Below are 25028 nucleotides of genomic sequence, written 5' to 3'. Positions count from 1 at the left end.
ATGCCAAACGTTCGCGATGAACTGAAAGCGCCTCGAGACCTAAAGCTAAGCAATTGGTTGAGATTTCGCTACCCAAAGAAAGCGCTGAACTACCAACGAATGCAAAACCGAAAGCACTAGAAAACAAATGAGCTATAAAGCCCTGTTAACAGGCAATAATATTGTTGGCTAGAATAAGCGGCGAAGGAGCAAAGCCAATTATATTTTGTTCTGGTTTAACAGCTCGTTAGCCTTTGATTTGTAGTTCAGCCTGTAAAGTAGATCTAAGTATCTTTTCAAGCATTTTCATTCCTCTTGGTGTATACTCGTATATAATTGTGCGAAGGTGCCGCAAATCGAATGGGATGTCATCTATGGATTGTGCAAGCAAGATACATCTTTTCCCGAGTGAGTGTGCCATTCCAATTTCATAGAAAACATTGGGATTTCTCCCCGTACAATCTGCAATACCAATTTTACAATAATATATTGCGGACCAAACTTCTTGCATTATTGAATTACTTGAAAAAAAATCGTCTCCACGACTACATGAAATTTTCAATTTTGAAGCGATAGGCAAAATATGATCCGTGTAGACTGGCTCCATTTCATCGAGAAAAGGCATCATTACAAATATGTCTGACCATGGGTGGGCTTCCTTTTCAATTGGCTTTCCAAAAATTGGAGCGACTCTAATAGAGTAATCGGGTCTAGCGACCTCTTCTGTCAGACTTACGTCCAATATCGTTTGAATTGCGTGTAAGCTTTGAGAAGCTGTTAATGAGATTTTTCCAAGTTCATGCAGAAGCTCGACAGGAGAAACGGAGACAAAAATATTACTATCAATACCCTTGACGTCCACTAAACCTGATTCGACTAGGTCTCTTACTTTTAGAAGTAAATGACCTAAGAAGCGGGACCAGCTATCTTTAGGACGGTTTTCACCAAATATCAGTTGTTCTAATTCAGTGAACAATATCGGACCACGTTCTCTGATTGCCAATAATGTAATTACCGAGCCTTTGTTTCCTTGGAAAAAATTATAAGGGTTTTTCATTGGGAGAAACATAGTAGACGTCCTTTTGTTTAACATGTGCAAATTTTCTACTTAAAAGGCTAATGCCTAATTAAGGTTTGAATAACGCAATACCAAAGATTCTGCATGCCATTCTAAACACTAAAACCACCGAATAGTGAAAATGCCAAGCATTGCAAATCACTCTTAAGCAGATTGTTAGCACTCAGTCTTCAGAGATTTCAAATTTCTTAGCTTTGATTTCAAGAGCTTTTTGCGTAGCCCGTCGCTCATCTCGCATTTTGATATAATAGTGCGCAAGACCAGAAATAAGACTTAAGGCAACACCACCAAAAATGAACGCCATTTGCTCAGTCGCACCACCATGAATAAACTCCATGATTTGATCATAAAACACTCCATAAGTGACCATGACCAGCCCAAGAAACATATACACTTTCAGTAAAGTTGCTGTCATAGGTAAAGAAGATCTTCTACTTGATTTAACGTAGGTAATTTCTTTTTCCGCATTCTTGATGTCGGTTGCGGTAATTTCGACAAATTCGTCACCAAATACATACTTTTCTTTTTGAAGAAACTCTTCAAGTTCACGTTTACGCAATGACTGATAATTTTCTAGTGCTTGAGAGCCAGATTCTGTATATATAACTTTCATTTTTTACTCTACTTCGACTTTGTATTGGAAATACGGGTTGCAACTAGAACTCCAGCCAAGACAACTGCAACGACAAAAACGGGAGTTCCCCAGTTTTTAGACAAGTTGGCAGCGGCATATGCAGAAAGTGCTGTCAGAGCATATTCTGAAACTTGACATACAATCCACCATTTAGAAGTTTTCTCTGCGCCGAATGTATGGCTAATTACATTTGCCGAAGACCTTACATGATCATGCGTTACCTCTCTGGGCATATCATCAGCTTTCGCCGCATCACCAAAATTAAGTGACTTTTTATAAAGAACAGTAGCAAAATCGCTTACTGTTGACTGATATCGCTGAATCCCCGACTGTGTGAAACCAGCTTCTTTTAATTCTTGATCCGTTTTCAAGATACCTAACCTTATGGGATTATTTATAATGCTTAAAAATCAGATAATTATAACACATCAAAATTCCAAATAACTAGAATCAAACTTCTCACCATGTGGAGTGAGTGCTAACGCTTAATTAAGTAGCCAAGAACGCACCCATGCTGTTTCTGTAAGCCACCTTAATCACTCAAAGCAACACATTGTAAAAATGCCATGCATTGTGAATCAATCTTCAGCGGATTGTTAAGCAACAATTTCTGACTCGCCTAACAGGTTATAATTATTATTATCTTCTAAAGTATCTAATATTTTAACCGTATTGATCACTTCAAACAAAATCCAAGCATGAGGAAAGTCACTCTCTCCATGATTCAACTTGTAGGCACGAATTATAACTTCATCTTTTACCGCTAAACCAGATTCTGAAAATTCAAGTTTAAATTCTGAATATAAATTTTTGTCCGACACGTGTATTAGTTCATCATAGACTATTCTTTCACCGCATATTGTTTTTACTTTGACTTTTTTAGGCAGATCCTCTGAATTAGAAACTAAAAATAACTCCCCAAGAATATATTCGTCTATATTATTAGATAACTGAGAGATAGGTTTATACTTTTTATCCTCTAGATCTCTTTCCATATAGTAAACTAACTGACACATTAAACTATCCTTGATTCAATATTTACGTTTTGGCATTGCTTATTCATAACATTTTCTGATGACTTCGAATCAAACTTATATTGAGTAACACATACGTATCTACCCTTTCGACCAACAACCGGACCAACTATATAATCATGATTTGGGTAAAAAGTATAGGAACCTGTAGTTTTAGGTTTAGCAGACAATTTATTAAATAATCTTCGCCCTTGCTCTATATCCAGAGTCTTTTTCTTATAAAAATTATCTAGGTCGAGAATGTTTATTTTTACTTCCAACGTATTATTAAAATAGTTCATTGCATCATTAGCAGTCCCATAGACGCCTTTAGTCTTGTGGTAAGCTCGCCGCTTAGCTAGACGTCGACTGTTTCCTAAATAAAATCCTTTACCAAACTCACCTCCACCTTTATCGACATCAACCTTACAGTTTTGTAAATCCCTTACAATATTAGGATCCGTACCGTGATATAAAGTAATTTCCATTGTATCCTCTTTTTACTTAACGCCTAGCATAAGGCGTATCAACACCAAACTAACCAAGCGCACTATGCTCCATCCCAGAACCGCCGAATAAAAAGCATTACATTGATGACTTTATTATGTTCATTCTATTAACGTCGGTTTTCATATACACGCGTGGTAAACCCCCATAATCCGTCAATATCATCAACTTCAATATTGAGCATACAATAAGCAGTACCAAAATCTTCTAATGTAAGATTGTTCCCATCAAAACCTTCTATGCTACGAGCAAAGCCAAATAGCTTATTTATCAGGGCTTGCAACTCAGCTAAACAATACATATATGACATAATATTTTCTGGTATTTGAGAAACATGCTCATCTTCTGAAAATTCATTTTGCAAAGAACTTAACCTTGAATGATGAATTTGTAACCTCATCAATATATATGCTAGGTACTCACCAACTTCATTTTCTGCACTTGCGATACATGAACTAAATACAGCTCTATACGATTGGGGCAATTCTGGATGAGAATGAACAAGAGGAGTTGAACATCGATCACTACAGTCACTTGCTCTTTCCCAAGCATTAACAAGCATAGGAGTGCACTTTTTTAGATACTTAGTAAGTTCACTTAAGGACTCTGGTAAGAGGGCTTTAGCAGCAACAAATTCCCTCTCCCTTTTCTTTTTACCGTTATATTTAGATATGTTAAATGCTATTACACTTGAACTAAACGCTAACATACCTACATTTAAAGCTTGCCATGAATACCAAACACTATGCACATACTTCCAACTACCTCCGCTATTAATAACAGGGTGAATGAACATCGCATACGCATATGCCAAGAATGTAACGAAGCAAACCACATTAACCACTTTAATAACTTTATCCATTTAGCATCTCAATATCTGTGCACCTAACGCCTTGCCAAGGTGCGGCTAACTGCCACGCCCCCCAAACAAAGCCGCCGTAATCCCTAAACGCAACCAAACCAAAAATGCCAAAGGTTAGCCGTCACTCTTAAGTAATTTGTTACATAGCTTTATTTCGGTAATTTGATATTATTTGCATTACCTCACTAAGCTCTTGGTTTAATAGCATGTTTGCTTGCACTACGCTCTGATTAAAAGCTTCATAGTTAACCTGCTCGGATATTAGTTCAATTATTGGAAGTGTAGGAAAAGCAGTTATCTGAGACAGTTTTTCAAGTGCAATATTTTCCAAAGGATATAAGTCAGACACCCTTTTTTCTGTTTGATTATTTGCAAGAGTCACCCTGCTACCACCAACTTGTCCAGTCCGAAACGCCAGCTCTGTATAAGCGACATCCAGTGACTTTTTAGTTTCTCTTGCAACATTTACACCGTGACAAATTGCCTGTAACGAACTCGATATTGACTGAACCAAAATTAGCTTTTGTTGTGACTCTGCAAGGTGTGCTGATTTTGCAGCTGAAGATGCAGACCTAAATGAAGCAACTGATGAAAGTGTTGCGACAACAACTGCAAGGATGTTTACTAGATCTTTCCAGTTTTCAGTGACTATTTTTAAAACGTCCAATTTTACCTCGACTTTGATTAGCCACATAACGCCCAGTTAAGTAGCCAAAAACGCACAAATGCTGCTTTTGTAAACTGCCCTAAACACAAAACTCAACGCAAACTAAAAGTGCCACGCGTTTTTGGTCTACTTGAACTGTTTGTTAGGCATTTGCGCATTCTGTTAACCATTGATATACCGCTGAACAAAAGGGTAAAATAAAAATCCTCACATGCCATTCCCTACAATTCGTATGTTCTCCTGATAAATAAATTTCCGGCAGATGCAGCAATTCATGCTCCATACTTACTGAATGAATTACCTTATTGAAACATTGCCGCAAATTTAAGAGGTTGCCGTCGCTATCATCTCCGATGAACTCTTCGAATGAAAAATTCGATGCTGAAAGGGTAGGTATAATCTTAGAAATTTTGTCGTCTAGTATTCTTGCGGAAATACTTATACTTATTAATTTTTCTGAGACTATCGCTTCATAATTATGCCCATAATCAAGAAATATATTCGCACTACTCCTTGAGCGTACATCACCTTCATCATCATCTTGAAACCTGTTTAACCCATAACCTAAATTGAGAAGGATGAATGTATCTCGTTTAATTTTCTCGTAGTCCACAATCAGACTGGATTTTTTAGGTAATATCATCTACTTGCCTATCATTCATGCCTAACAATCATTATGGGACAAAATGTCTGAATAATTCATCAACAGCGTGCCCAATGATACTCAAACACGCGCACAAGAATAGCATGCAATTCATTGTGTAATCTAGACTTATGCACTTCATAATGTCGATTGTCTGGTGTGAAAGTGGGCGTTGTTCAATATTTCATCAAATGTACGAGAATACAGCTATCTTGAGTTACTTCTCACAGCTGTTCTCCCCACCCCTTTTATGAAATCCATACTTGTCACGAAGACTCTGAATACGCTAAATGGATTTCTCTCGGCTTAGCGGTGCTTTCAAAGGTTTGCTTGGTAGTGATTTGGGAACAGAATCAGTAAAGGATTCCCCTCGAATTATCCGAGTTAAAACCTTTTGGTATTGACTCTGAAAAATAGGATATGTGTGTTTCTCTGAGCGGGTTTTAAGTGCATCCCAACCAGTTTTGCTTCCCATTACGTATAGTGCTGGATGTGTCCAATTAGCCCTGGTGGGTTCAGAGGCATGTCTGCAAACTTCCAGGTACGCACTGCGAACGTCAGGGATACCGTGTTGCTCCGAACTCCCGTGGCACCAGTCAATAAACTGCCCTGCACTCGGGAAAAATGGGCTGCTGTGTCTTCTCGCTTCCCTTAACCCCTGTTGTAACTGGGCTTGAGTAACAACTTGATTTTCAATAAATGCCTTGGTCCAGGTTTTCTTGGTTCGGGCAAGCGTTTCCTCATCCGGCAATGCGTGCCGCCACGATGGAAAAATCGATTGCAGCTCCGCAAACAACGTATTCACTATCTTGGCAGCATTGTCTTCAACTGATTGTTTTGCCGCAGGTTGACGCGCGTATTTGTCCGCAAAACGCTTCGGGTTTTGGCGGTATTCCTGGCTCAGTTGATTAACATTTTTCATCTCCCCATCTCCTACCAACCAAGGTCTTTCGCCCAACTCGTATCACCACTATGAAAATCTGGGTAAGGCTTTGAATGGAAGCGCTCTTTAGGGGCGACCCATGCTGCTTTGAACGACTTCCAACTTCGTGTTTCCCATTCAGTCAGGCAGTCATCAAGTGTAAATCCGTATTGCCTTGCTCGAATAAATTCTTTCGCAAGCTGGTTAGCCACTCGCTGGCTAATGGGACCGCCTCGGTTGGCTTTTCGAATCCGTTTGAGTTCTGAGATCTGCTCTGAAGTGATGCCTTCGAAAACTGAAAAATCCACAGGAGGGGGTGATGATTTTTGGTCTGGAGGTTTGAGAGTCTTTTTTTTGTTTCTTTTTTTTATATTTGCATTTTGTAATATTGTATTCTTTTGTGGTTGTCTATCCGCATAACAATTGTTATCTGTTTGGATAACAGCGTTATCCATTGGCATAACTTTTTGTTCATGGTCGAGTTGTCTATTCGCATAACAATCGTTATCTATTGGCATAACTTTCGTTATCTGTTTGGATAACGTTCTGACTTTGTCTACCCACTCCGATATCGTTTGATTGATACCCAATTTCCGCCCTTCTCTTATAAGGATTCGCCTTTCTAAAAGGGTCTTGATGGTCTTACTCAGATTAGGCTTTTTGATACCGGTCATCTCGTGAAGCTGTTCAAGAGAAACCCAATCCACTAACTTGTGGTATCCAATGGTTCTTCTCATCACAGCAAACAAAACACGATGCTCTTGATCACTTAAACGGGTACTGCATAGTTTGTCTGCCAGCTCATTGGGAATACTAAAGAATCCAGATACGCAGATAGACCTTTCTTTGTTTTCAATTTCACGTTCAGGAAAATCTAAGACATTTTCTTTGCCAGTCACATGGTTCATGATGCCCCCTCTGCATTCTGCTAATTTGAGTTGAGTTCAGGATGACACTCTTCAAGTAAGTTGATAGCAGCGAGCGATGTTGCTACAGACTCTCTGAGTTCCTTATGTGTTTTCCGGATTAACGGGATTGACTCAGGACTCCCTTCAAGCTCGATCATTGAAATTTGAGCTTCCATGTTTTCCTTCGTGAGAGATGCTGCAATTGTCGAACAACAAAGCTCATCATTCATTTTGATGGGACTGACACCAATGTATAAACCAGGTATATCGTAGACTTCGTTTAGGTAAGAAATACGGAGGTCAAGGGGCATGGCGGCAACAATGGCTTGTTCAACAAAAAATAGACGGGCGGGCAAACGTTTAGTGCCTTCGCTTGCGCACTCGCTACCAGGTTAAGCTGTCCTGGTAGCCCCTTTCCAGATTCCTAACCAAATCCACGGTTTTGTATAACAAGGTTTCCCAACTTAATAACAGTTATATCTATAATTCTGCGCCAGTTGGTTCTGATGGAAATGTTGCAATGCCCACCTTGTTGGTTTCTTTGTTATTTACTTTTTGCACCTTGACTGTTTTCTCACAATTTAATTTGGAGAATCAGCTACTTGCAAAAGACAAGATAAGCTTTTCAAGCACAAGTTCTATTGCCATACCCAGCTTTTCAGATGGCTGGAATAAGAACGGACATTGTACTCCCAGGCTTATGGAAAGCTGTTGGTTTTCCATAGAAATTTCCGAGCAAGAAAGACAACATTATTCGCTGTACCTGGTGAATCGAACTCTCAGTAACGGTCAACTTTTCTTTTTCGAAGATCAACGACTCTTGCTGACAGAAGACTTCAAAGGCTTTCGAGCCATTCAACTGGATAAGCCCTTTTCGTATGATCGCATTTACCTGAAAACGCCCAACGAACAATATGCCCTGTTTAACCCAATTTTAGTCAACAACGCACATCTACTTGGTCAACTCATCACGAGAGACATTTTTGTTGTTGCCCTGATGACAGTCTTTGCCGTTTTATCTGTCTTTTACGCACGATTTAAATGGCATGAAAGTAAAATATCTTCAGTGTCATGCATTGTCTATATGGCAGCACTTACCCTCTTTTATCTATACGGTTACGGCTTTTTGCCTTTGAGTCACGTTACAGAGAAAGGGATTCAAAATGTAGAATGGTTAAGTAACGATTTTTGGTATTCCTGCTACATCGTCTCTGTTTTTGCATTCTTTCTGACGGTGTATTGCAAGGAAAACAGCAGGCTTAACCCGACTCACATCGTCATTATGGTCGGATTCATCGCGGCTCAAGTTGTCGCGTTGAATGTACTTAAAGCGAGTGAACCGAATTTAATCATCAACATGGCAGGTGGTGCGTTGGTGTTCTATCACCTAATCACCCACAAAGATACGCGATATAAACCTTTTATTATCAACATGTATGCGGCGTGTTTTGCGGTGTCGGTACTAATAGCCATTGCCACTTACCGCAATAGCGAAGTAACCAAGTATCTTTTCCTGTTGCAGGCGATGTTTTATCTGTTCCACGTATTGATCATCACGCTTTGTATCTATGAACTGGCGGATATGCGAGTGGTTAATTTCAATGACTACGGACTTATCCTTCGCAAATCCAACAAAGATCCGCTCACAGGCTTGCCAGATGTTGAAATATTGAAAGACAAAGCAGTCTTTGATGAGAAACAGTTTCTCTATTTCATTACCATCAAAAACATTGACTCAATCAACCGACAACTGGGTCGCGCAAGCGGTAATCACATATTAATCAAGCTCTCTAGGGAGCTTAAGAATGTTGCGCGAGTGAATCAGGGGCAACTCTACAGGGTAAAGTCTTCTAGCTTTTTACTAATTACATCTCAAACCTCGTCCAGCCGCATAATCGACTTGGTTAAGAGCAACCTGACATACTCAACGGACATTAAAGTTGATATTTGCTTTGGTCGCTACGAGACCCAACCGTCTGATTCTTGTCAGACAAGCATGTTCAAAGCTCAGTTGTGTTGCTTAAATGCAATCGAGCAAGATGCCATGTTTAAAGACTGGAATGACAACGATCACTTCATGCTTTACTCACTTCCAGAAAGAAAGCAAGAAGCAAAGTCTCTCATTCTTTCCAATGCTTTGCGGCTGTATTCGCAACGAATATTTCCTCTTTCTGAAAAAGCCAATACAAACAAGTTTGAAGTACTTTGCCGCTTACACTATGAAGGTCAGAATCAACAGGTGATTCCAGCTGGTCAAGTTTTGAAAGTTGTGACACTGCATGGTCTCGAGCAACTACTTGATAAAACCATTTTGTCCAAGGCAGCTTCTTATCTCGCTCAACATGAACGTTTGGAACTCGCCGTTAACATCACACCTAAGTCTTTGCTCGACCCCGAGCTCGTCAGGTTTCTAAAAACATTACCCCACTCTGTCCGTTCCCGCATGTGTTTGGAGCTGACAGAACAGGATTTTTACGCCATGGACACGAGTTTTTCTTCCATCCTGCAAGAACTCCGAAAGTCTCAGTTGAAGATTGCTCTTGATGACTTTGGCTCGGGTTTTTCCAGCTACGCCACTCTCTCTAATGACGTGTTCGACTTCATTAAGATTGATGGTTCTCTGGTTCAGCACGTTGAGCACTCAAAATTCCAACAAAAAATGATTGAGTCGATTGTAGAACTTGCAGAAATCAATGGTGCAAAGGTGGTTGCAGAATTTATTGAAAACAGACATCAACGCGAAATACTAGAAAAGCTTGGAGTTCACTACGGTCAGGGATACGCCGTACATAAACCTCAGGAAATAAGCGCAGTACTGAATGAGCTGGAGGCAAGTCGTGAAGCAAGCTAACGATCTTGATAATCTTAGAGAGCGTGTGTTTCTGAAGCTTTCCATCTTTCTGGGACTTGTTGCCATTCCATTAGCTGCGCTGAATTACTATCTTGGGGATATGACATTGGCGCTTATTCAACTGACATACACGTTTACTGCGATTGTTACCTGGAGAATATTTGATCGTTTTCAGACCAAGAGATCATTAATTCGCACACACATTTTGATTCTTTGTGCGGTGATTTTACTCTCCATCATAACCAAGCCCATAAACGAAGGTGTATTTCAGTGGTCCATCTGTTTGCCTGCGATATTTTTCTTCCTTTTGGATAAGAACGAAGGTGTTACCTATTCGCTGCTGTATCTGGTCATCAAAATCATTGCACTCATGTTTATCTGGGAACCTGAGATACAGATATCCGTGGTTAACTTTGTTCTTTCCTACCTGCTGACGGCATCGGTATGTTTCACGTACGAAAGCAAACGCACAAGTTATCAAAAAGACTGGAAAAAGCTGGCACACTTCGATTTTCTGACAGGAGCACTAAACCGACGTGCTCTGGATTGCCACCTTAGCGAGATTCAGAAAAATGAGGTTGATGTACCTGCCGTAGTGAGCTTTGACATAGATAACTTTAAGCAAATCAACGACAGACACGGTCATGATGGTGGCGATCAAGTGTTAATCGAGCTAACCAAGCGACTACAGAAATTTTGTGGAGAACAATACGTCTATCGCGTCGGTGGAGAAGAATTTGTCGTCGCACTATCAAGAGAGTTGCTTGCGTATTCTGGATCAGTAAAGAGCGCCGCTGAGTCAATTTTAAGGTGTGTCTCGATTCATCCTGTCTGCCACAATGAGAAAAGTATTTTTGTCACTGTAAGTGGCGGTTTAGTTACAAGAGACAACTTCGATACCGGAATGTGGTCGGTGTTGGATGAAAATCTTTATATGGCTAAAAAGCACGGTAAGAGCCGGATCTACAAAGACAAAAATCTGCTGGCGTTGTTTGAATAGTATAAATAAGAAAAGCTGCATTATGCAGCTTTTCGAATTTCTGAGTAATTGTGTTTTTACCTACACGTTTTGCAGTACACCGCGCCTGATCTGGTCTTCTTCAATGGATTCAAACAGAGCTTTGAAGTTACCCTCACCAAATCCTTCGTTTCCTTTACGTTGAATAATTTCGAAAAACACCGGTCCGATGACCGTCTGAGTGAAGATTTGCAGTAAAATGCCGTCTTTCATTGGCGCGCCGTCGATCAGGATTTGCAAGTCGCGCAAATGGCTCACGTCTTCTCCATGCCCCTCAACACGTTCGTCTACTTTTTCATAGTAAGTATCCGGGGTTGGCATAAAGTCCATTCCGCGATCGCGAAGTGTCTGAACGGTCTTGTATATGTCGTCTGTCGTTAAGGCAATATGCTGAATCCCTTCCCCGTTGTATTCCTTCAGGAACTCTTCGATTTGGGATTTGTCATCTGATGATTCATTAATCGGGATACGAATCTTGCCACATGGCGCTGTCATTGCCCGGCTGACCAAACCCGTAAGTTTGCCCTCGATATCGAAATAGCGGATTTCGCGGAAATTGCCGATTCGCTCATAGAAGCCAGACCAAACATCCATGTTGCCCTGACGCACGTTATGAGTAAGATGATCAATCACATTCAAACCGACGTCTTTGTTAGCAAGCCTTTGTGCCGCATCTTCATAGAAGGTGAAATCTACATCGTAGATCTCGCTTGTGCCGTATCGGTCGACAAAATAGAGCAAACTTTCTCCAATGCCATAAATCGCAGGGATGCTGAGCTCCATTGGACCAATTTGGGTTACGTACTGCTTGCCGCCATTCTCAAGTGCATGAGCCAGAGCCTGTGCTGAGTCCTCAACTCTAAAGGCCATACCACAAACTGAAGGACCATGCTCGGCTGCGAACTTTTCAGCCTGACTATGAGGCTGTGCATTGACGATGAAGTTAATGTCGCCTTGGCGATACAACCAGGCTTCTTTTGAACGGTGTTTTGCCACTTCTGCAAAACCTAAAGACGAGAAGAGATCTTTTAAATCCTGAATCCCTTTGTTATCTGCGGCTGTGTATTCAACAAACTCAAATCCATCTGTACCTAGCGGGTTGTATGAAATATCCATAACCCTATCCTCCGTTGTATGTTCACGTTTAAATACAACATGGATGATTTTTTATCGGGTGGAAACAGATGTTAATGAAATGATAAATTTGGTTAAAGGTTTAAAATCTGTACAGATAAATTTACAGTACATCACATTGGCAAAAAATGCATGAAAGTAAAGCATGTTACGGGTATTTCCTAGCCGTAAATTTTACTGCCCAACATCAAGAATGGGCTTTACATTTAATTAACATCCATAACTTCGCCACTTTCGGCATCAAGATAAATTTTGTTCTCTCGCTCAATGCCACCACAGTAGGTGTAGTACACATCTCTTGGTTGATAATCCACAGATTTAAGCCAGCCGCGCATTTCTTTGAAATCGCCATTGGAGCAGACACCATCGTCGATTAAAGCCTGAGACACTTTTAAGAACAAGTTTCGGTGGGTAACAAAATTGTCTGAATGTTTGATGGCGATTTCGAGTCTTCCTGAACGAACCGTTGCCAAATTCTCAGGTATGGAGGATGAAAGAAACTGTTCAGAAACCCACTGAGCGAAGTTACCATCGCCAAATTCGTAATACTCTGAGATGCGAGCCCAGCCCTGATTAGATTCCAGCACGTTTACCTTATCGCCAATATCAAGGACTCGTGAAATCGGAGCATCGATGCCAGGTTCCCTTCGAACGTTAAGACGGCTTGAAGTGACGTAGTATTCACCCAATTCAATGGTCGCCACATTCTTCTTTTCTTCAAGCTCCATCATAGGCTTTTCTGCTTGCTGGTCTGGCTCTATAACCTGGCCGTCCGAAACGGCTACCATAGCCATTTGAGGCATCATGACGAAATAGTAGTATGCACCACCTCCGCCCAAACCCAATAAAATCAATAACAACAGAAGCTTTTTCATTCAATACCATCCTGATTGGTTCTCTTAATCTTAGCAGCTATGAAATTTCGAGCGTGATATTGATCTGGCTCAGCCTTAAAAAAGAGAGGTTTCATGTAATGTGCTTGTACTTCCGTGATGTAGCGTGCGGTTGCTTCGCCCGTTTTACGTCCATACCTACTCATACAGAGGTCTTATGTCAAAAGTAAATCAACAAAGGCTTGTCGAACACTTCATGTCACTGGTCAAAATCGACAGTGAATCCCGCTATGAAAAACAGATGGCAGAAGCAGTCTCAGAGGAACTGGGGCAATTGGGCTTTGAAGTAAAAAAGCTTCCCGTTACAGAAGACATTTCAAACGGTTTTAATGTTTATGGCAAGCTTGCTGGGAAACTGGAAGGCAGCGTTCTTATAAGCGCCCACCTTGATACGGTAACACCGGGAAACGGTATTGTTCCGATTCTCGAAGATGGGGTTATTTGCTCAGCAGGTGACACCATTTTAGGTGGTGATGATAAATCGGGTATTGCTGCACTGATCGAAGCGGTTCGCACCATTCAGGAAAATCGTCTGGATCACCAAACTATCGAGGTAGCCTTTACTGTTCACGAAGAAGGCGGTCTGCATGGTTCACGCCAGTTCGATATGAGCGTTATCGAATCGGGTAATGCGATTGTTCTGGATTCAGGTGGACCGATTGGCAGTATCATTACCACAGCACCCGGTCAGCAAAACTTGAAAGTGACGATTAAGGGCAAACCAGCTCACGCAGGTCTGGCACCGGAAGAAGGCATCAATGCCATGGTTGTGGCATCGGATGCCATCTCAAACATGACACTGTCACGTATCGATGAAGAAACCACTGCAAATATTGGTGTCGTTACTGGTGGTCAGGCAACCAATATCGTTATGCCTGAAATTTACATAGAGGCAGAAGCCCGATCTCTCAAAGACGATAAGCTGTCAGCACAAGTGAAGCATATGGAAGAAACATTCAAAGCCGCGGCTTCAAAACATGGTGCAGAGGTAGATATTGTTTCAACTCGTGCGTACGACGCCTATCAAATTGATGATTGTGACCCTCTGATTGTATCTATCAAAGAAAGCTTCGAGCGCGTTGGTATGGTAGGACAAACCAATTCAACAGGCGGTGGTAGCGATGCCAACATTTTCAACAGCAGAGGATTGAAAACGGTAAACCTGTCCACGGGAATGGCGAAAGTACACACCACAGAAGAGTTCATTAAAGTCGAAGATATGGTGAATATTACTCGTTTCCTTGTGTCCCACCTTACCAACTAACCAAAATTAAAAAAAGGCAGCGTAATAGCTGCCTTATTCCTGCCAGTTAGACTTCATTTTTTCAATGGTATCTGATGGCACATCATGTATTGAGCCGAATTCTTCTCTGCACACCATGATGTCGATTTCAAAGCCGCTCGTTTTTGCTAAAAGAAGATAAGGCTCCATTTCCCATTTCTCGATAAAGGTGTTCGATACGACGACATCTGATCCTTTGTTGAGCCATTTCTTAGTCTGGCTAAAACACCAGCTATGGGCTTGTTTTAACTTCCTGGGCTGAAACCGGTATTCCCCTTTTCGGTCAACAAAATACATGTCCGCTTCGATGTGCTTCGCATTCATTGTTTTTGCTAAAGTCGACTTCCCTGAACCGGGTAAGCCGCGTACCAGTGTTAAGCGCGGTTTCGTCATGATCTGGATGTGTAAATTGCAACTGTGTGCATGTTAGCGTTTGAGTCATGACAAAACAACGGCAGATCGATTATTCCACCTCCGGTTGGACATATACCTTGTTCCTTCCGGTTTTCTTGCCCTCGTAAAGCAAATCATCTGCTCGGTGCATCAGATTGTCCATGGTGTCACTTTTGATCAGTGTTTCCGCCAGTCCGATGGTAACGGTAATGGATGTTTCAATCCCTTCATGACTGATCACCAAAGTGCTCACCTGTTTTCTGATGGTTTCCGCGACCTTCTTTGCCCCTTCTAGCTGGGTGTCTGGCAAAATCACGCTGAATTCTTCACCACCAATCCGTGCAAACACATCATTCACACGAAGCCGATTTTTGATGAGTGCTGCCACTTCACGCAATACTTCATCTCCGAATAGATGCCCGTGTTGATCATTAACCTGTTTGAATTCATCAAAGTCGATCATCATTAAACAGAAACTTCTGCCTGCCCGGCTAAAACGTTCAAACTCAGCGTTCAGGCGTTCCAGATAGAAACGTCGATTATAAGCGCCAGTTAGCGGGTCGGTTATCGCTTGTTCACGAAGCTGAATCTCAAGGATTTTCTGATCGGTAATGTCTCTGATGGTGCCAATGAGCGTGTTTGTACCGACCTGAAAGTCCGCCATTTCGTGTACCCAGATAAGTGTTCCACTGGCATGCTTAATCATATGCTGCACGTCGTATTTACCGCTTATTTGGGCGGCGCGTTCACTTTCATCCACTCGGTTTCTGTGCTCTTCGGCAACTAAGCTTTTAAAGAACGACAGGCTTGGTTGAACCTGTCCCCGTTCATAGCCCAAAATGGTGTACACCATATCCGACCAATAAACATCGCCTGTATCTAAGTTGCATTCCCAGTGCCCCATCCTGCCAATTTGGTGCGCGGTTTTGAGCCGATACTGGCTGTCTTGCAGTTTGAGTTCCAGATTCTTTTGAGAAGTAATATCAGCTACTGAACCTATGTAGCCGTTGGTGTTGAAAACGGGGCTTTTGAATTTGCGCACAGAGTCGGAAAGCCATAGATAGAATCCATCTTTATGACGGAATCGATACTGCCTTGTGAGTACGCTGTCTCTTCCTTCTTTCTGCCATTGTACAAACTCTGTTCTCGCTTCGTCGTACACACTCTGAGGTAATTGCTTTCCCCAGTAACCTTCGCTTTCAACAATCTCAGATTTATGGTGCCCTGTCATTTCGCTCACATCTTTAGATATAAAATCAATGCTCTCCAGTGGATCGCCTTGGCAGCGGTAGATGACGTTTGGGCTGACATCTATCATTGCATCAAGCTCATGGTTCATAGACTCAAGTTGGACGGCTTCAGACTTATTTGAAGTTACGTCTATATGGGTGCCAACCACCCACTCGGGGTCACCCGTAGGTGTTCTGGTCATGAGTTTGCCAAAGTCGCGCACCCAGACTTCCCTACCGTTTCGGTGTTTCATACGCACTTCGCATTCATAATAAGGAGTGTCTCCAGAAAAATGCGCCATCAATTGTTCTTCTGAAATCGATAAATCGTCTTCATGCACATGTTTAATCCAAGTATCGATGGAAAGCGGTTTTAGTTCCTCTAACTCGTATCCAATGATTTCCGCCCAACGTTCATTGAACACGACTTCTCCCGTCTGAACATTCCATTCCCAAGTGCCAGCGCGAGAACCTTCAAGCATGGTTCGAAACTTAAACACATCTGAAGATTCCTGATAAACAGATTCGCTGTCCTGACAGGCAAACCGTATCTGCCACAAATTATCATCGCTAAGTGAGATGGGTTCGATGACACCTTCGCTAAGCCCTTCTTCACTTTCCACCATGACTTTTTGTTGCTGGCGATTTTCCCTTGAATAAAGGTGTGTTGGAGTGATCACCTGCCCAGACGTCAACCAGGTAATTTTTAAAGAGGTACCAATAAGTGATGTGGCAGAGGGAGTAATTAACCCACTTTCTGTAAAGCGTCGGTTCTTCCCCAGGATATTGAGTTCACTATCCAAAATAATGGCGTATTCGCTGTGTGACATGTGTCGCCTCAGGACGTTTTTATAATTTGTTTTTCGTGATGGTCGCTGTGGAGTTTTTATTATCGTCCGAGCAAAAATGCGCTTTAGGCAGCCACACTTTCCCTGCAGCCGCAGATAGACTCTCGAAGCGTTTCTTTAATAAATGTAGACACAGACTCGACGAACCCCATAAAAATAGGGCGACATAACATGGCTTTATGCCAAAACAGAGACGTCTGGCACAAAAATGAGAATTCGGAAATTAAGATCTATAAAATTCAATCTACAGCTCACTTACGTCGGATAAACAATTTGAAACGAATTGAACCTCATATCGAATGTTGTGTCCGTAGCTCATAACTGCTATCTATGTATTTAACCTTCTGATAACCAAACGGAACTTAACAAACATGATAACTAAAGGACGGTTGGCTGCCTCCCTTTTATTGCTTCTTTCCGGGGCATCACAGGCTGGCGACCTGAGTGTGAAAGTGGGTGGTTTTTACTCCAGCGCAGATACATCCATGGGGGCTTACTCTTCAGATCTATCGAGAAGTTTCGATCTGGATTTTGAATCCGACTTAAGGCTAAAAGAACGCGAGGTCTTACCCTACCTTAAAGTTGAATACGCGTTTAACTCAAAGCATGCAATGTACCTTGACTGGCGTAGCTTACACCGAAATTCTTCGGTCACCTCAGAACGCGCTTTTTCTGTCCCAGTTGATGGGGAAATCTACGACGCTAAAATTGGTGCAACCATTCAGTCCACGCTGAACATCGACCTTGCACGATTGGGTTACTCCTATTCGTTTTTTGAAAACGAAAACTGGGACCTGGACCTGACGGCTGGTATCCACATTATGCAAATGCAGATTGGACTGGGGGGCGAGCTGAGTTTACAAGGTGGTAATCAGAATGTTGTGTTAGGTAAAGGAAACTATGCGTTTACCGATGTCACAGCTCCACTTCCAGACATTGGTTTGGAAGCGGAATACAAGATTAACGAAAACTGGCGCGCAATTTCCCATGCTCAAGTGTTTTACATTGAGTTTAATAGCATCAAAGGTTTGTTAGTAGACGCCAATTTGGGTGTGCAATACCAGTTCAATGAAAACTGGAACGCCGAAGCTTCCTACAGCTATTACGAAGTCAATGTGAATTATGGGTCTGAGCGAACCGATCTGAACGTTAACTTCCAGTTCTTTGGTCCTATGGTGACTCTTGAATACCAGTTTTAAAATCTGACTTAAGGAAAAGCCAGTCGTGTTGACTGGCTTTTCTAGTTCTATGTGTCTCGGTATATATTCGCGAGGCGGTTATGAAGGAAGTTTTCTATGAAAGAGTCTAACTCTTCCAGCTTTGTGCCAATAACCCAAAAGCTTTCGTACTCAGCGACCAGAAAATCGTGCCCCGCTTCTGTTAACTGATAGTCTGAGATGGAAGTGCTGCCGGCTTTTTCGCTTTTTTCTATCAGACCTGCATCAATCAGATCTTCAAACCGAATCCCAAAGTCCAGACAAAAATCGAAAAGAGGTTTGCTTCCCCTTTTCATTTGTGTGCTTTTCCATATGTCGCGCTGTTCAAAAAAGCATGCTGATACAGTCATTTGCTCATTAGTGATGATTTCTACATTAGATACAGACATGGTATTTCTTCAAACCCGGTAGTTGAATGAATTCAGAGTATCTTGACGTAGAACTGACAGTTATTTCGTCGCGACTCCTACGTCCAGACCATCTAGCCACATCAGGAAACGTTTTACGTCGTCTCCTTTGAATATGCCGCCGTGTTGTGGGCAGAGCATATCAATTTCCAGCTTACTGACTTTTTCAATCCATGCGGTCTTGGCTCTATTTGAGGGCATCCACCTACGATGAAAATACTCCATTTTTGGTATGTGAGCATCAAAATCCTGAACAAACATCGGCGCATCTACAGCGTCTAGTGCTGCTCCGATGTCTCCCGACATTAATATTTTAGCTTGTGGATCGTAAACTGAGAAATTTCCTGACGAATGCATGTAATGAGCGGGAACGAATTGCAACTCTAACCCTGCCAGGCTGAGCGTTTTTCCTTCATCAGGAATCGGCATGTAATCGACGTTCTCCATACCAAAATGCTTAATGAACCCTTCCCACAACCAAGGCGAATGAAGTTTGGCTTTTGGAAGAGCCTGATCCCATAAACCCAGGGATGAAATAATGTCGGGATCCTGATGAGACGCAAACAGGTGGGTAATGTTTTCGACTGGTACTTCTTTAACAACACATCCCAGCATGGCGGAAAACAGCTCAATACCTCCTGGGTCAAGAAGGATGGCTTCGTCACGGTGGGTAATCATGTACTGGTTAGTGTCTATGATGCCGTCTGGTTTTTCCGGATCCCGTCCAAAAACTATCCAGCGATGAGTTCCTTGGTTAAACAGCACTTTTGTTTGCATAGACTACCCTTGTGAGTTCAGAGAATAAATTGAGTGACTGAAGAACATGGCTTTGAATTTCTTTTGCAGAATCTGCCACGCTGGTCGCTATGCAGTTTAGCTGCTCCTGATGCAGTTCTTCAGCCTGAGAAGCTTCGACACTGAGCATGGTGGATATGATTTGTGCGGTTTTCAGCTCACTGTAAAGCTCATCCAGCATGTCATTGAGACCTCGAGCTTCTTTCTTAAACTGAGCAATAAGTTGGGCGTGTTGTTCACGGGTTTGTGTGATTGCGGGTGCAAGGCTTTCGATGTAGCGAGCATCGGTATCTCGGCAAATTACATTATTGAACTTGGTGAGCGCAGAGGATGAACGTGTTTCGGAGGTCGCTATTCGACTTAATAGTTGCGCCTTTTGATTGATGACTTTGGACGTATCCAACGTTTTTCTAACCAAATCATCTATAGAATCCGTAATTGGTCTGAAGCCAGCTGCGCTTTCCCCTGCCCTTAGCGCCAGTGCCCGCGCATTGCTGGCTATTAATAATAAACGTTTGGCAATCACCATTCCTTTATTAAGCTCTGCAGCCACTTCCGCAGCAATCACAAATACTTTCTTCTCTGACATGCTCTTTTACACCAACTGTAGTTAGAGTTATTTTTTCTCTTTCTTTTGAATATAGTTCAGAGAGCTCACTTAACCATACATAAGCGGTGGTTAATTCCTAAAGATTACGAAAATTAGGTGTTTGGGATTTCAATCGCTAATCCTTTGATTACAATAAGGCTGTAACCATCGGAGTGAATATGCTTTCAACCAGTCGATTAGCAGAAAAACTTAATGTGAAATCTGGCGCCCTGTTTCATGCACTTGAGCGTTATGAGTTCATCGTGAAAAAGGATGAATCCTGGACCTTAACTGAACTTGGTGAAGCCCAAGGCGGCAAGTATCAGGAATCTAAGCAATACGGAAAATACATTGTCTGGCCTGAAGATATGTATGTGCCGGTTTATGAGCTCAAAAAAGACAAGCTGACCGCAAGCCAGGTGGGAGCTAAGTTTAAGCTCTCATCGCACCAAATGAACCAATTGTTTGGCGAGTTGGGGTGGATTGTACGCTCAGGTAAAGGATGGGTTACCACGCCGCTGGGCAAACGTATGGGGGCAGACCAGCGCAATAATGCAAGTTCGGAAATTGACTATGTTGTTTGGGATTCAGGAATATTACTGAATGCCAGACTGCTTGCTTCCGCGGAAGAGCTACTCGGCTGCCACGTAAGCCAGCGATCCACAGATAAGTCTTATTCTAACTTCCGCCAGAAATTCGAAGCCAAATACCACTGTGCCGATGGGCACTATGTACGCACTATCGAAGAAATGCATATCGATAACTGGCTGTATCTCACTGGTGTCACACACGCCTATGCCCGGACTCTGCCAATCGAGCAAGATGTGCAGTCTTCTTTCTACCTTCCCAGAGTGAATGTTTATCTTGAATTTCAGTCGGCTGACCAATCGACCGAGCAAGCAACTGAATTTAAAGAGAAGCTAGAAACATACAGAAAATATGGGCTTAAGGTGCTGGTCATCTCAGAGGATGAGCTGTCCGAACTAGACAAGTCGATGCCAACAAAACTTTCCAGCATTGGCGTGACAATGTCACAATTAAAAAGTCAAAAATAGCCAGCTTATTCGCTGGCTCCATTTATCTGCTTTGCTTAAGATTTAAGACCAATTGATTTCTTCAATGAAATCTTCAGTGTGCTTACAGTTTGGATAGCGGCTACATGCGTAATACCGTTTTCCTTTGTAAGCGCCCTGAACGCCAACTTTCACCACCATTGGTGACTGACATTCTTTACAGAATCTCACCTCAGGTTCAATTTCCAGCGTATCAATGTACTCGGCCAATACTTTGCGTAGTCTCCCTACCTGGTACGCGTATTTTTCATTAGCGCCTATCAGGGGGATACCAGACGTTTTACAAACATGCATCAGAAGCTTTTCGCGCTCTGCTTTGGTTTTATTCAGCTCTTTTCCGTTATCGAATTCAATTATGCACATCACTTCTAACGTACCGGGGCGGCAAATCACAAAATCCAGGTGCTTTCGCGCAATCTTGTTAAAGGCAGCAAGCCACTTCTTTTTGTCCTTGTTAGGGACGGGCATGATCACGTCCGCCATATGGACTTTTGAAAAGACGATAGCGCGGTTATCTAATGCGGCAATCAATGCATTGTAAAAGGCAATTTCTTTGCTTCCCATTAAACTGCCGACCTTCTTATAGGGGTACGTTATGGGTGCATAGCGTTTCGCAAAATATTTTTGGTAAATGATGAATACAGTGACCAAGATAAAGAGCAAAATGGCAACGCTCTGCATATTGATTCCTTCTTGAAGTGGATAAGTCAGTTGGGAAGCCCAATTCAACAAGTAATTGAGCCTTATGGATTATGAGCCTTATTTTGCCCTTCGGCAATAAACATCTATACATAACCCATGGAGGATTAAGGTATAATTCGAGAGATGAATATTGAACTCTCTCTTAATGCGCTTCTTTTTGTTGCGCTCTGCATTCTTGGTATTGCTATTTGCGTTTCGGACATCCGTCATCGACGCATTCCCAACAAACTGGTACTGCTTGTTGCCCTTTGTACACTTCCTCTCGCTTTTAACAATGGTTTTATCTGGGACTCACTTCCCTACGCGGTGTTGGTTTTCGTTATAGGCTTTGTTGCGACTGTGATTGGAATCTGGGGAGGTGGTGATACCAAGCTACTCACTGCTTTTGCCATTGGCATTCATCCAGACTACTTACTATTAAGTGTGATGAGCATGTTTTTACTTGGTGGTATTCAGGTAATCATAATGGCGCTGTACTACCGAAGCCTGAAAACATTTCGGGAAAAAGGCATTGCCTATGGAATACCTATTGTAATCAGCAGTACAGCGATGTGCTTTATCAGTGTGATCAGTGGCTTTTAAAATGCTGATCCATATAGTCTCTCATGATTTGATCAGCATCTATCTTTCCTAGACCTTGGTTAAATACTTCTAGCCAACGCTCGCCTTCAGGACCACGTGTAAAGGCAATATACAAATCTTTGTACACCAGCGGCTTTTTGTTTAACTGAAGTTTCTCTTTAACCTGAGAAACTTCAGGATCATGCATTCGAAGGTACCGGAGTACATTTTCATCAATGACAGCGAGATCAAGTTCAGAACTCGCCACTTTCAGTACGTTTTGCGTGTCTGTCATCGACTCTTGTGCTTCGAGCTGACCACTGTGGATCATTTCATCAAATTCGCGGGTGTTTCTGTAACCACTTACCACACCAATTGTGTATGGCACCAAATCGGTAAGCGCACGCCATCGAATCGGCTTGTCCACATTTTCGACCAAACCTAACATCCCGCTCCCCATGGGTTCTGAAAGCAGTAACTTGTTGGTTTTGAAATAATAGGCAGGAAAATAGCCAACGTAATAATCGCTGGATTTGGCGAGAGAAACAGCTCTGTTCCAGGGGAAGAAGTCCACTTCCAGTTGGTGACCCATTGCGTCAAACGCCGCTTTAGCCACGGCGACACTGGCACCTTGCTGCACCAGTTCTTCGCCCGTGTATGGGGGCCAATAGAGTGAGGTAAGCCTGACGGTGTCCGCCATTACGCAACCGGATACCGCTGCGGCAGCCGTAAAGATACAGCTATGCCATAGTCTTCTAATTTTAGGTTTCATGTGTTTAGCAACTAACGTTTTATGGTGAGATCAGTTCAATAATTGTCCGATCTTCTGGTTTTATGGTGTTGATTGTTTTTTTCCAATGCTTATCAATAAGCTGTTGCATTAAACCACTCTCTTTGGCTTGCTTCAATGCCCTTTCGATCAGCAACTTGTATTCTATTGCTGATTCACTCAAATAGAACACCATGCTGCGGTTGTATTTCAGGATGAGTCGGTCTTCTATTTCTAACTGTGGTTGCCCTTCTGCTTCAGCAAGAACTTCATGCATTCCCCGGGGAAAGTAGTTCACGCCACCGGTTTCAGAGAGCATTTCATACAGCTGTCGCCATTCTCCATCTTTTACATGATATGGCAGGTTACTCGCCTTCCAAACATCTATGTCATACCAGTTAGCTCCTAGCCCAGCTACTAGCCCGGATTTTTGCAAGTCCAGTAATGTGTTGATGTTTTTATAATGATGCTGCGCACCTTTAGGAATGAGTAAAATTCTCTGCCCAATCATGCCATTCGTTAATGGCACATCGACTAACGCGTACTTCTTATCGCGTTCATTGGTCTTAACTAGCCAGTAAAGGGAGATCTGATTTTTGTTCAACATGTGAACAGCACGCTTTTGGGGAGTGTGACGGGAAGGAGTAATAATGGTGACTTCAATACCCTGAGCTTTTAAGGATTCAGTTAGCAGCTCATGGAAAAATTCATGGCCATTATCTTTGAAAGCAGGCAGCGTTAAAGTGACTTTGTTGATTGCAAACACGTTGAATGCAATTCCGTAGCATAATGAAAAACCTACCAGCCAATGACAAAGCCTCATACACCTCTTCCTAAAACAAAGACCCTCTTATTTAATATATACCTTAATAAGCTCTATGCTTAATTTCTGGTCAGATTTATGTTTAAGAATTATTAAGAATGAGGACTTTACATCTAGTTTGCAGTAAGTTGAGGCGGAAGTGGCTTGGGTCGACCAAGGTAAAAGCCCTGGAACATATCGATATTCATGTCTGCAAGCTTATCAAGCTGCGCTTTTGTCTCTAGCCCTTCAAGAATCACTTTAGCGCCAATGCTGTTTGCTAGCTCAAGCGAATCCACCAAATCGAAGTCATTATGACTTACGAAATTGTCCAACAGTGACTTATCTAACTTTATGATGGAAGGCAATAGAATTTTGGCTCTCGCCTCGTTCGAAGCACATTGCCCAAAGTCGTCCATTGCGATGGTAATACCATATCGGCTTAGTACCTGAGCACCTTTGAGAATTTTATGTACATCACCCTCATCGAATTCCATGATTTCGTAGACCAGTTGTTCTGGATTCAGGTGAACTGCTTGTAAGAAACCTAATAGAACGTCTATTGCGTTGTCATCGTGTGAAAGTACTTGAAATACTAATGGCGATGCATTGATGAAGATTTTCTTTTCGCGATGGGAGGACTGGGCAAAATTTCTCAAATGTATGCTTGCGCATAACAAAGAGACGTTAATCATATCAACAAAAGTGAGCTCTGCGCTTCTGAAGAAAAGGTCAGGTCTTACGGGTTCCTGATTTTCGTTTTTAATTCGAACAAGTCCTTCAAACCCAAACACATCTCCACCTGCTATTAAGATAGGCTGAAAGACACTACTAAATGTGTAGTTTTTGTAGTGAGCACACAAGTACCCTTCTTCATCCCTAAATAGATGTTTTTGAAAATCTTCCGGGCTTGAGAGATACATGCAACTTTTCCAAGTGAGAGCGCGTGAGTATCAAGTCATTATGCGTATGCTTTTTCATAAAATCAAACAACTCAATAACTGGTTGTACCTTAAACGTAATTCATATAGGGCGATTTATAAGAGATAAATCGTTTTAAGGAAACGTCTTCTGAGCCAAAACTTCAAAACCTTCTCGTCGCAACTTAAACCGAACAAAAAACAATCAAAATATAAATCTTCCCCCTCGCTGACAAAATCCATAATGAGCCAATTAGAAAATATGATTATACGGTAAATATAATTGAAACATCTTGTAATGATTTATTGCACAGTTTCTGTTAACTTGCTTC

The 25028-nt window shown here is 42.1% G+C and carries 29 protein-coding genes; 6 read left to right on the top strand and 23 right to left on the bottom strand.

Translation table 11 applies throughout. From position 1 onward, the window contains the following. Positions 1 to 226: 226 nt before the first annotated feature. From INR79_RS09095 to INR79_RS28125, 12 genes are all read right to left on the bottom strand, one after another. Positions 227 to 1048, bottom strand: coding sequence for a hypothetical protein (locus INR79_RS09095; RefSeq protein ID WP_223093732.1), 822 nt, complete (start codon positions 1046 to 1048; stop codon positions 227 to 229). 172 nt (positions 1049 to 1220) lie between these two features. Beyond that, positions 1221 to 1670, bottom strand: coding sequence for a hypothetical protein (locus tag INR79_RS09090; RefSeq protein ID WP_223093730.1), 450 nt, complete (start codon positions 1668 to 1670; stop codon positions 1221 to 1223). 8 nt (positions 1671 to 1678) lie between these two features. Further along, positions 1679 to 2062: a hypothetical protein gene (locus INR79_RS09085; RefSeq protein WP_069492136.1), complete on the bottom strand. Its 384-nt coding sequence runs from the start codon at positions 2060 to 2062 to the stop codon at positions 1679 to 1681. A 225-nt stretch (positions 2063 to 2287) separates the two neighbouring features. Beyond that, complete coding sequence (locus tag INR79_RS09080; RefSeq protein ID WP_223093728.1) at positions 2288 to 2707, bottom strand: hypothetical protein; 420 nt, start codon at positions 2705 to 2707, stop codon at positions 2288 to 2290. Next, complete coding sequence (locus tag INR79_RS09075) at positions 2707 to 3192, bottom strand: hypothetical protein (RefSeq protein ID WP_223093726.1); 486 nt, start codon at positions 3190 to 3192, stop codon at positions 2707 to 2709. Before INR79_RS09075 ends, INR79_RS09080 begins: the two co-directional genes overlap by 1 nt. Before the next feature lie 128 nt (positions 3193 to 3320). Further along, on the bottom strand, positions 3321 to 4073 hold the full coding sequence (locus INR79_RS09070) for a hypothetical protein (RefSeq protein ID WP_223093724.1): 753 nt from the start codon (positions 4071 to 4073) through the stop codon (positions 3321 to 3323). 139 nt (positions 4074 to 4212) lie between these two features. Then, positions 4213 to 4740, bottom strand: a complete 528-nt coding sequence (locus INR79_RS09065; protein WP_223093722.1) for a hypothetical protein — start codon at positions 4738 to 4740, stop codon at positions 4213 to 4215. A 142-nt stretch (positions 4741 to 4882) separates the two neighbouring features. Continuing rightward, entirely contained in the window at positions 4883 to 5383 is a 501-nt protein-coding gene (locus INR79_RS09060) for a hypothetical protein (protein ID WP_223093720.1), read from the bottom strand. A gap of 286 nt (positions 5384 to 5669) precedes the next feature. Next, positions 5670 to 6305, bottom strand: coding sequence for a replication protein P (locus INR79_RS09055; protein WP_223093718.1), 636 nt, complete (start codon positions 6303 to 6305; stop codon positions 5670 to 5672). Between the two features lie 11 nt (positions 6306 to 6316). Further along, complete coding sequence (locus tag INR79_RS09050; protein WP_223093716.1) at positions 6317 to 7213, bottom strand: replication protein; 897 nt, start codon at positions 7211 to 7213, stop codon at positions 6317 to 6319. 20 nt (positions 7214 to 7233) lie between these two features. Then, a complete protein-coding gene (locus INR79_RS09045) occupies positions 7234 to 7569 on the bottom strand; it encodes a hypothetical protein (RefSeq protein ID WP_223093714.1) in 336 nt (111 codons plus the stop codon). A gap of 238 nt (positions 7570 to 7807) precedes the next feature. Continuing rightward, complete coding sequence (locus tag INR79_RS28125; protein ID WP_262415327.1) at positions 7808 to 7936, bottom strand: hypothetical protein; 129 nt, start codon at positions 7934 to 7936, stop codon at positions 7808 to 7810. A gap of 43 nt (positions 7937 to 7979) precedes the next feature. Here INR79_RS28125 and INR79_RS09040 point away from each other — a divergent pair, with 43 nt between their 5' ends. Both INR79_RS09040 and INR79_RS09035 read left to right on the top strand, forming a co-directional pair. Then, positions 7980 to 10064: an EAL domain-containing protein gene (locus INR79_RS09040; protein ID WP_223093712.1), complete on the top strand. Its 2085-nt coding sequence runs from the start codon at positions 7980 to 7982 to the stop codon at positions 10062 to 10064. After that, positions 10051 to 11064: a GGDEF domain-containing protein gene (locus tag INR79_RS09035; protein WP_223093710.1), complete on the top strand. Its 1014-nt coding sequence runs from the start codon at positions 10051 to 10053 to the stop codon at positions 11062 to 11064. The genes INR79_RS09040 and INR79_RS09035 overlap by 14 nt, the downstream gene beginning before the upstream one ends. Before the next feature lie 60 nt (positions 11065 to 11124). Here INR79_RS09035 and hppD read toward each other — a convergent pair whose 3' ends face one another. After that, entirely contained in the window at positions 11125 to 12198 is a 1074-nt protein-coding gene (gene hppD, locus INR79_RS09030) for a 4-hydroxyphenylpyruvate dioxygenase (protein WP_022550613.1), read from the bottom strand. 224 nt (positions 12199 to 12422) lie between these two features. After that, positions 12423 to 13091, bottom strand: a complete 669-nt coding sequence (locus tag INR79_RS09025; protein WP_223093708.1) for an SH3 domain-containing protein — start codon at positions 13089 to 13091, stop codon at positions 12423 to 12425. 175 nt (positions 13092 to 13266) lie between these two features. Here INR79_RS09025 and INR79_RS09020 point away from each other — a divergent pair, with 175 nt between their 5' ends. Next, positions 13267 to 14373 carry a M20/M25/M40 family metallo-hydrolase gene (locus tag INR79_RS09020; RefSeq protein ID WP_223093706.1) on the top strand — a complete coding sequence of 369 codons (1107 nt, stop codon included), beginning with the start codon at positions 13267 to 13269 and terminating at the stop codon, positions 14371 to 14373. A 33-nt stretch (positions 14374 to 14406) separates the two neighbouring features. Here INR79_RS09020 and INR79_RS09015 read toward each other — a convergent pair whose 3' ends face one another. Then, entirely contained in the window at positions 14407 to 14784 is a 378-nt protein-coding gene (locus INR79_RS09015) for an AAA family ATPase (RefSeq protein ID WP_223093704.1), read from the bottom strand. Positions 14785 to 14854: 70 nt separating this feature from the next. After that, complete coding sequence (locus INR79_RS09010; RefSeq protein ID WP_223093702.1) at positions 14855 to 16843, bottom strand: sensor domain-containing diguanylate cyclase; 1989 nt, start codon at positions 16841 to 16843, stop codon at positions 14855 to 14857. Positions 16844 to 17232: 389 nt separating this feature from the next. On the opposite strand from INR79_RS09010, the gene INR79_RS09005 reads away from it, so the two are divergent. Next, positions 17233 to 18060, top strand: coding sequence for a DUF481 domain-containing protein (locus INR79_RS09005; RefSeq protein WP_223093700.1), 828 nt, complete (start codon positions 17233 to 17235; stop codon positions 18058 to 18060). Between the two features lie 47 nt (positions 18061 to 18107). Here INR79_RS09005 and INR79_RS09000 read toward each other — a convergent pair whose 3' ends face one another. From INR79_RS09000 to INR79_RS08990, 3 genes are read right to left on the bottom strand one after another with little or no spacing between them, the layout of a single operon-like run. After that, positions 18108 to 18467, bottom strand: a complete 360-nt coding sequence (locus INR79_RS09000; RefSeq protein ID WP_223093698.1) for a hypothetical protein — start codon at positions 18465 to 18467, stop codon at positions 18108 to 18110. Between the two features lie 60 nt (positions 18468 to 18527). Continuing rightward, on the bottom strand, positions 18528 to 19262 hold the full coding sequence (locus tag INR79_RS08995) for an MBL fold metallo-hydrolase (RefSeq protein WP_004407786.1): 735 nt from the start codon (positions 19260 to 19262) through the stop codon (positions 18528 to 18530). Then, complete coding sequence (locus INR79_RS08990) at positions 19240 to 19869, bottom strand: chemotaxis protein (protein ID WP_223096918.1); 630 nt, start codon at positions 19867 to 19869, stop codon at positions 19240 to 19242. Before INR79_RS08990 ends, INR79_RS08995 begins: the two co-directional genes overlap by 23 nt. 179 nt (positions 19870 to 20048) lie before the next feature. Here INR79_RS08990 and INR79_RS08985 point away from each other — a divergent pair, with 179 nt between their 5' ends. Beyond that, positions 20049 to 20924, top strand: coding sequence for a glycerol kinase (locus INR79_RS08985; protein ID WP_223096916.1), 876 nt, complete (start codon positions 20049 to 20051; stop codon positions 20922 to 20924). Positions 20925 to 20966: 42 nt separating this feature from the next. Here the strand turns inward: INR79_RS08985 and INR79_RS08980 are convergent, their stop codons facing one another. Beyond that, positions 20967 to 21623 (bottom strand): DUF2726 domain-containing protein, encoded by a 657-nt coding sequence (locus INR79_RS08980; protein ID WP_004407781.1) that lies wholly within the window; start codon positions 21621 to 21623, stop codon positions 20967 to 20969. Between the two features lie 144 nt (positions 21624 to 21767). Here INR79_RS08980 and INR79_RS08975 point away from each other — a divergent pair, with 144 nt between their 5' ends. Further along, a complete protein-coding gene (locus INR79_RS08975; protein WP_022601942.1) occupies positions 21768 to 22226 on the top strand; it encodes a prepilin peptidase in 459 nt (152 codons plus the stop codon). Here the strand turns inward: INR79_RS08975 and INR79_RS08970 are convergent. The 3 genes from INR79_RS08970 to INR79_RS08960 form a co-directional block, all read right to left on the bottom strand. Then, positions 22213 to 22977: a substrate-binding periplasmic protein gene (locus tag INR79_RS08970; protein WP_022593378.1), complete on the bottom strand. Its 765-nt coding sequence runs from the start codon at positions 22975 to 22977 to the stop codon at positions 22213 to 22215. The two genes, INR79_RS08975 and INR79_RS08970, sit on opposite strands and share 14 nt — an antisense overlap. A gap of 19 nt (positions 22978 to 22996) precedes the next feature. Continuing rightward, positions 22997 to 23797, bottom strand: a complete 801-nt coding sequence (locus INR79_RS08965; protein ID WP_022613702.1) for a hypothetical protein — start codon at positions 23795 to 23797, stop codon at positions 22997 to 22999. Positions 23798 to 23910: 113 nt separating this feature from the next. Continuing rightward, a complete protein-coding gene (locus tag INR79_RS08960; protein WP_022601935.1) occupies positions 23911 to 24699 on the bottom strand; it encodes an EAL domain-containing protein in 789 nt (262 codons plus the stop codon). Positions 24700 to 25028 lie beyond the last annotated feature (329 nt).

The organism is Vibrio sp. SCSIO 43132 (genome assembly GCF_019904195.1).
Taxonomy (GTDB): Bacteria; Pseudomonadota; Gammaproteobacteria; order Enterobacterales; family Vibrionaceae; genus Vibrio; species Vibrio nigripulchritudo.
The sequence above is the reverse complement of the archived record's forward strand: the minus strand, read 5'-3'. Positions and strand labels throughout refer to the sequence as shown.

Excerpts from the sequence above, each read along its gene's own strand:
- INR79_RS09095 (WP_223093732.1), bottom strand. The coding sequence starts at position 1,048 with ATGTTTCTCCCAATGAAAAACCCTTATAATTTTTTCCAAGGAAACAAA.
- INR79_RS09090 (WP_223093730.1), bottom strand. The coding sequence starts at position 1,670 with ATGAAAGTTATATATACAGAATCTGGCTCTCAAGCACTAGAAAATTAT.
- INR79_RS09080 (WP_223093728.1), bottom strand. The coding sequence starts at position 2,707 with ATGTGTCAGTTAGTTTACTATATGGAAAGAGATCTAGAGGATAAAAAG.
- INR79_RS09075 (WP_223093726.1), bottom strand. The coding sequence starts at position 3,192 with ATGGAAATTACTTTATATCACGGTACGGATCCTAATATTGTAAGGGAT.
- INR79_RS09070 (WP_223093724.1), bottom strand. The coding sequence starts at position 4,073 with ATGGATAAAGTTATTAAAGTGGTTAATGTGGTTTGCTTCGTTACATTC.
- INR79_RS09060 (WP_223093720.1), bottom strand. The coding sequence starts at position 5,383 with ATGATATTACCTAAAAAATCCAGTCTGATTGTGGACTACGAGAAAATT.
- INR79_RS09055 (WP_223093718.1), bottom strand. The coding sequence starts at position 6,305 with ATGAAAAATGTTAATCAACTGAGCCAGGAATACCGCCAAAACCCGAAG.
- INR79_RS09050 (WP_223093716.1), bottom strand. The coding sequence starts at position 7,213 with ATGAACCATGTGACTGGCAAAGAAAATGTCTTAGATTTTCCTGAACGT.
- INR79_RS28125 (WP_262415327.1), bottom strand. The coding sequence starts at position 7,936 with ATGGAAAACCAACAGCTTTCCATAAGCCTGGGAGTACAATGTCCGTTC.
- hppD (WP_022550613.1), bottom strand. The coding sequence starts at position 12,198 with ATGGATATTTCATACAACCCGCTAGGTACAGATGGATTTGAGTTTGTT.
- INR79_RS09025 (WP_223093708.1), bottom strand. The coding sequence starts at position 13,091 with ATGAAAAAGCTTCTGTTGTTATTGATTTTATTGGGTTTGGGCGGAGGT.
- INR79_RS09020 (WP_223093706.1), top strand. The coding sequence starts at position 13,267 with ATGTCAAAAGTAAATCAACAAAGGCTTGTCGAACACTTCATGTCACTG.
- INR79_RS09015 (WP_223093704.1), bottom strand. The coding sequence starts at position 14,784 with ATGACGAAACCGCGCTTAACACTGGTACGCGGCTTACCCGGTTCAGGG.
- INR79_RS09010 (WP_223093702.1), bottom strand. The coding sequence starts at position 16,843 with ATGTCACACAGCGAATACGCCATTATTTTGGATAGTGAACTCAATATC.
- INR79_RS09005 (WP_223093700.1), top strand. The coding sequence starts at position 17,233 with ATGATAACTAAAGGACGGTTGGCTGCCTCCCTTTTATTGCTTCTTTCC.
- INR79_RS09000 (WP_223093698.1), bottom strand. The coding sequence starts at position 18,467 with ATGTCTGTATCTAATGTAGAAATCATCACTAATGAGCAAATGACTGTA.
- INR79_RS08995 (WP_004407786.1), bottom strand. The coding sequence starts at position 19,262 with ATGCAAACAAAAGTGCTGTTTAACCAAGGAACTCATCGCTGGATAGTT.
- INR79_RS08990 (WP_223096918.1), bottom strand. The coding sequence starts at position 19,869 with ATGTCAGAGAAGAAAGTATTTGTGATTGCTGCGGAAGTGGCTGCAGAG.
- INR79_RS08985 (WP_223096916.1), top strand. The coding sequence starts at position 20,049 with ATGCTTTCAACCAGTCGATTAGCAGAAAAACTTAATGTGAAATCTGGC.
- INR79_RS08980 (WP_004407781.1), bottom strand. The coding sequence starts at position 21,623 with ATGCAGAGCGTTGCCATTTTGCTCTTTATCTTGGTCACTGTATTCATC.
- INR79_RS08975 (WP_022601942.1), top strand. The coding sequence starts at position 21,768 with ATGAATATTGAACTCTCTCTTAATGCGCTTCTTTTTGTTGCGCTCTGC.
- INR79_RS08970 (WP_022593378.1), bottom strand. The coding sequence starts at position 22,977 with ATGAAACCTAAAATTAGAAGACTATGGCATAGCTGTATCTTTACGGCT.
- INR79_RS08965 (WP_022613702.1), bottom strand. The coding sequence starts at position 23,797 with ATGAGGCTTTGTCATTGGCTGGTAGGTTTTTCATTATGCTACGGAATT.
- INR79_RS08960 (WP_022601935.1), bottom strand. The coding sequence starts at position 24,699 with ATGTATCTCTCAAGCCCGGAAGATTTTCAAAAACATCTATTTAGGGAT.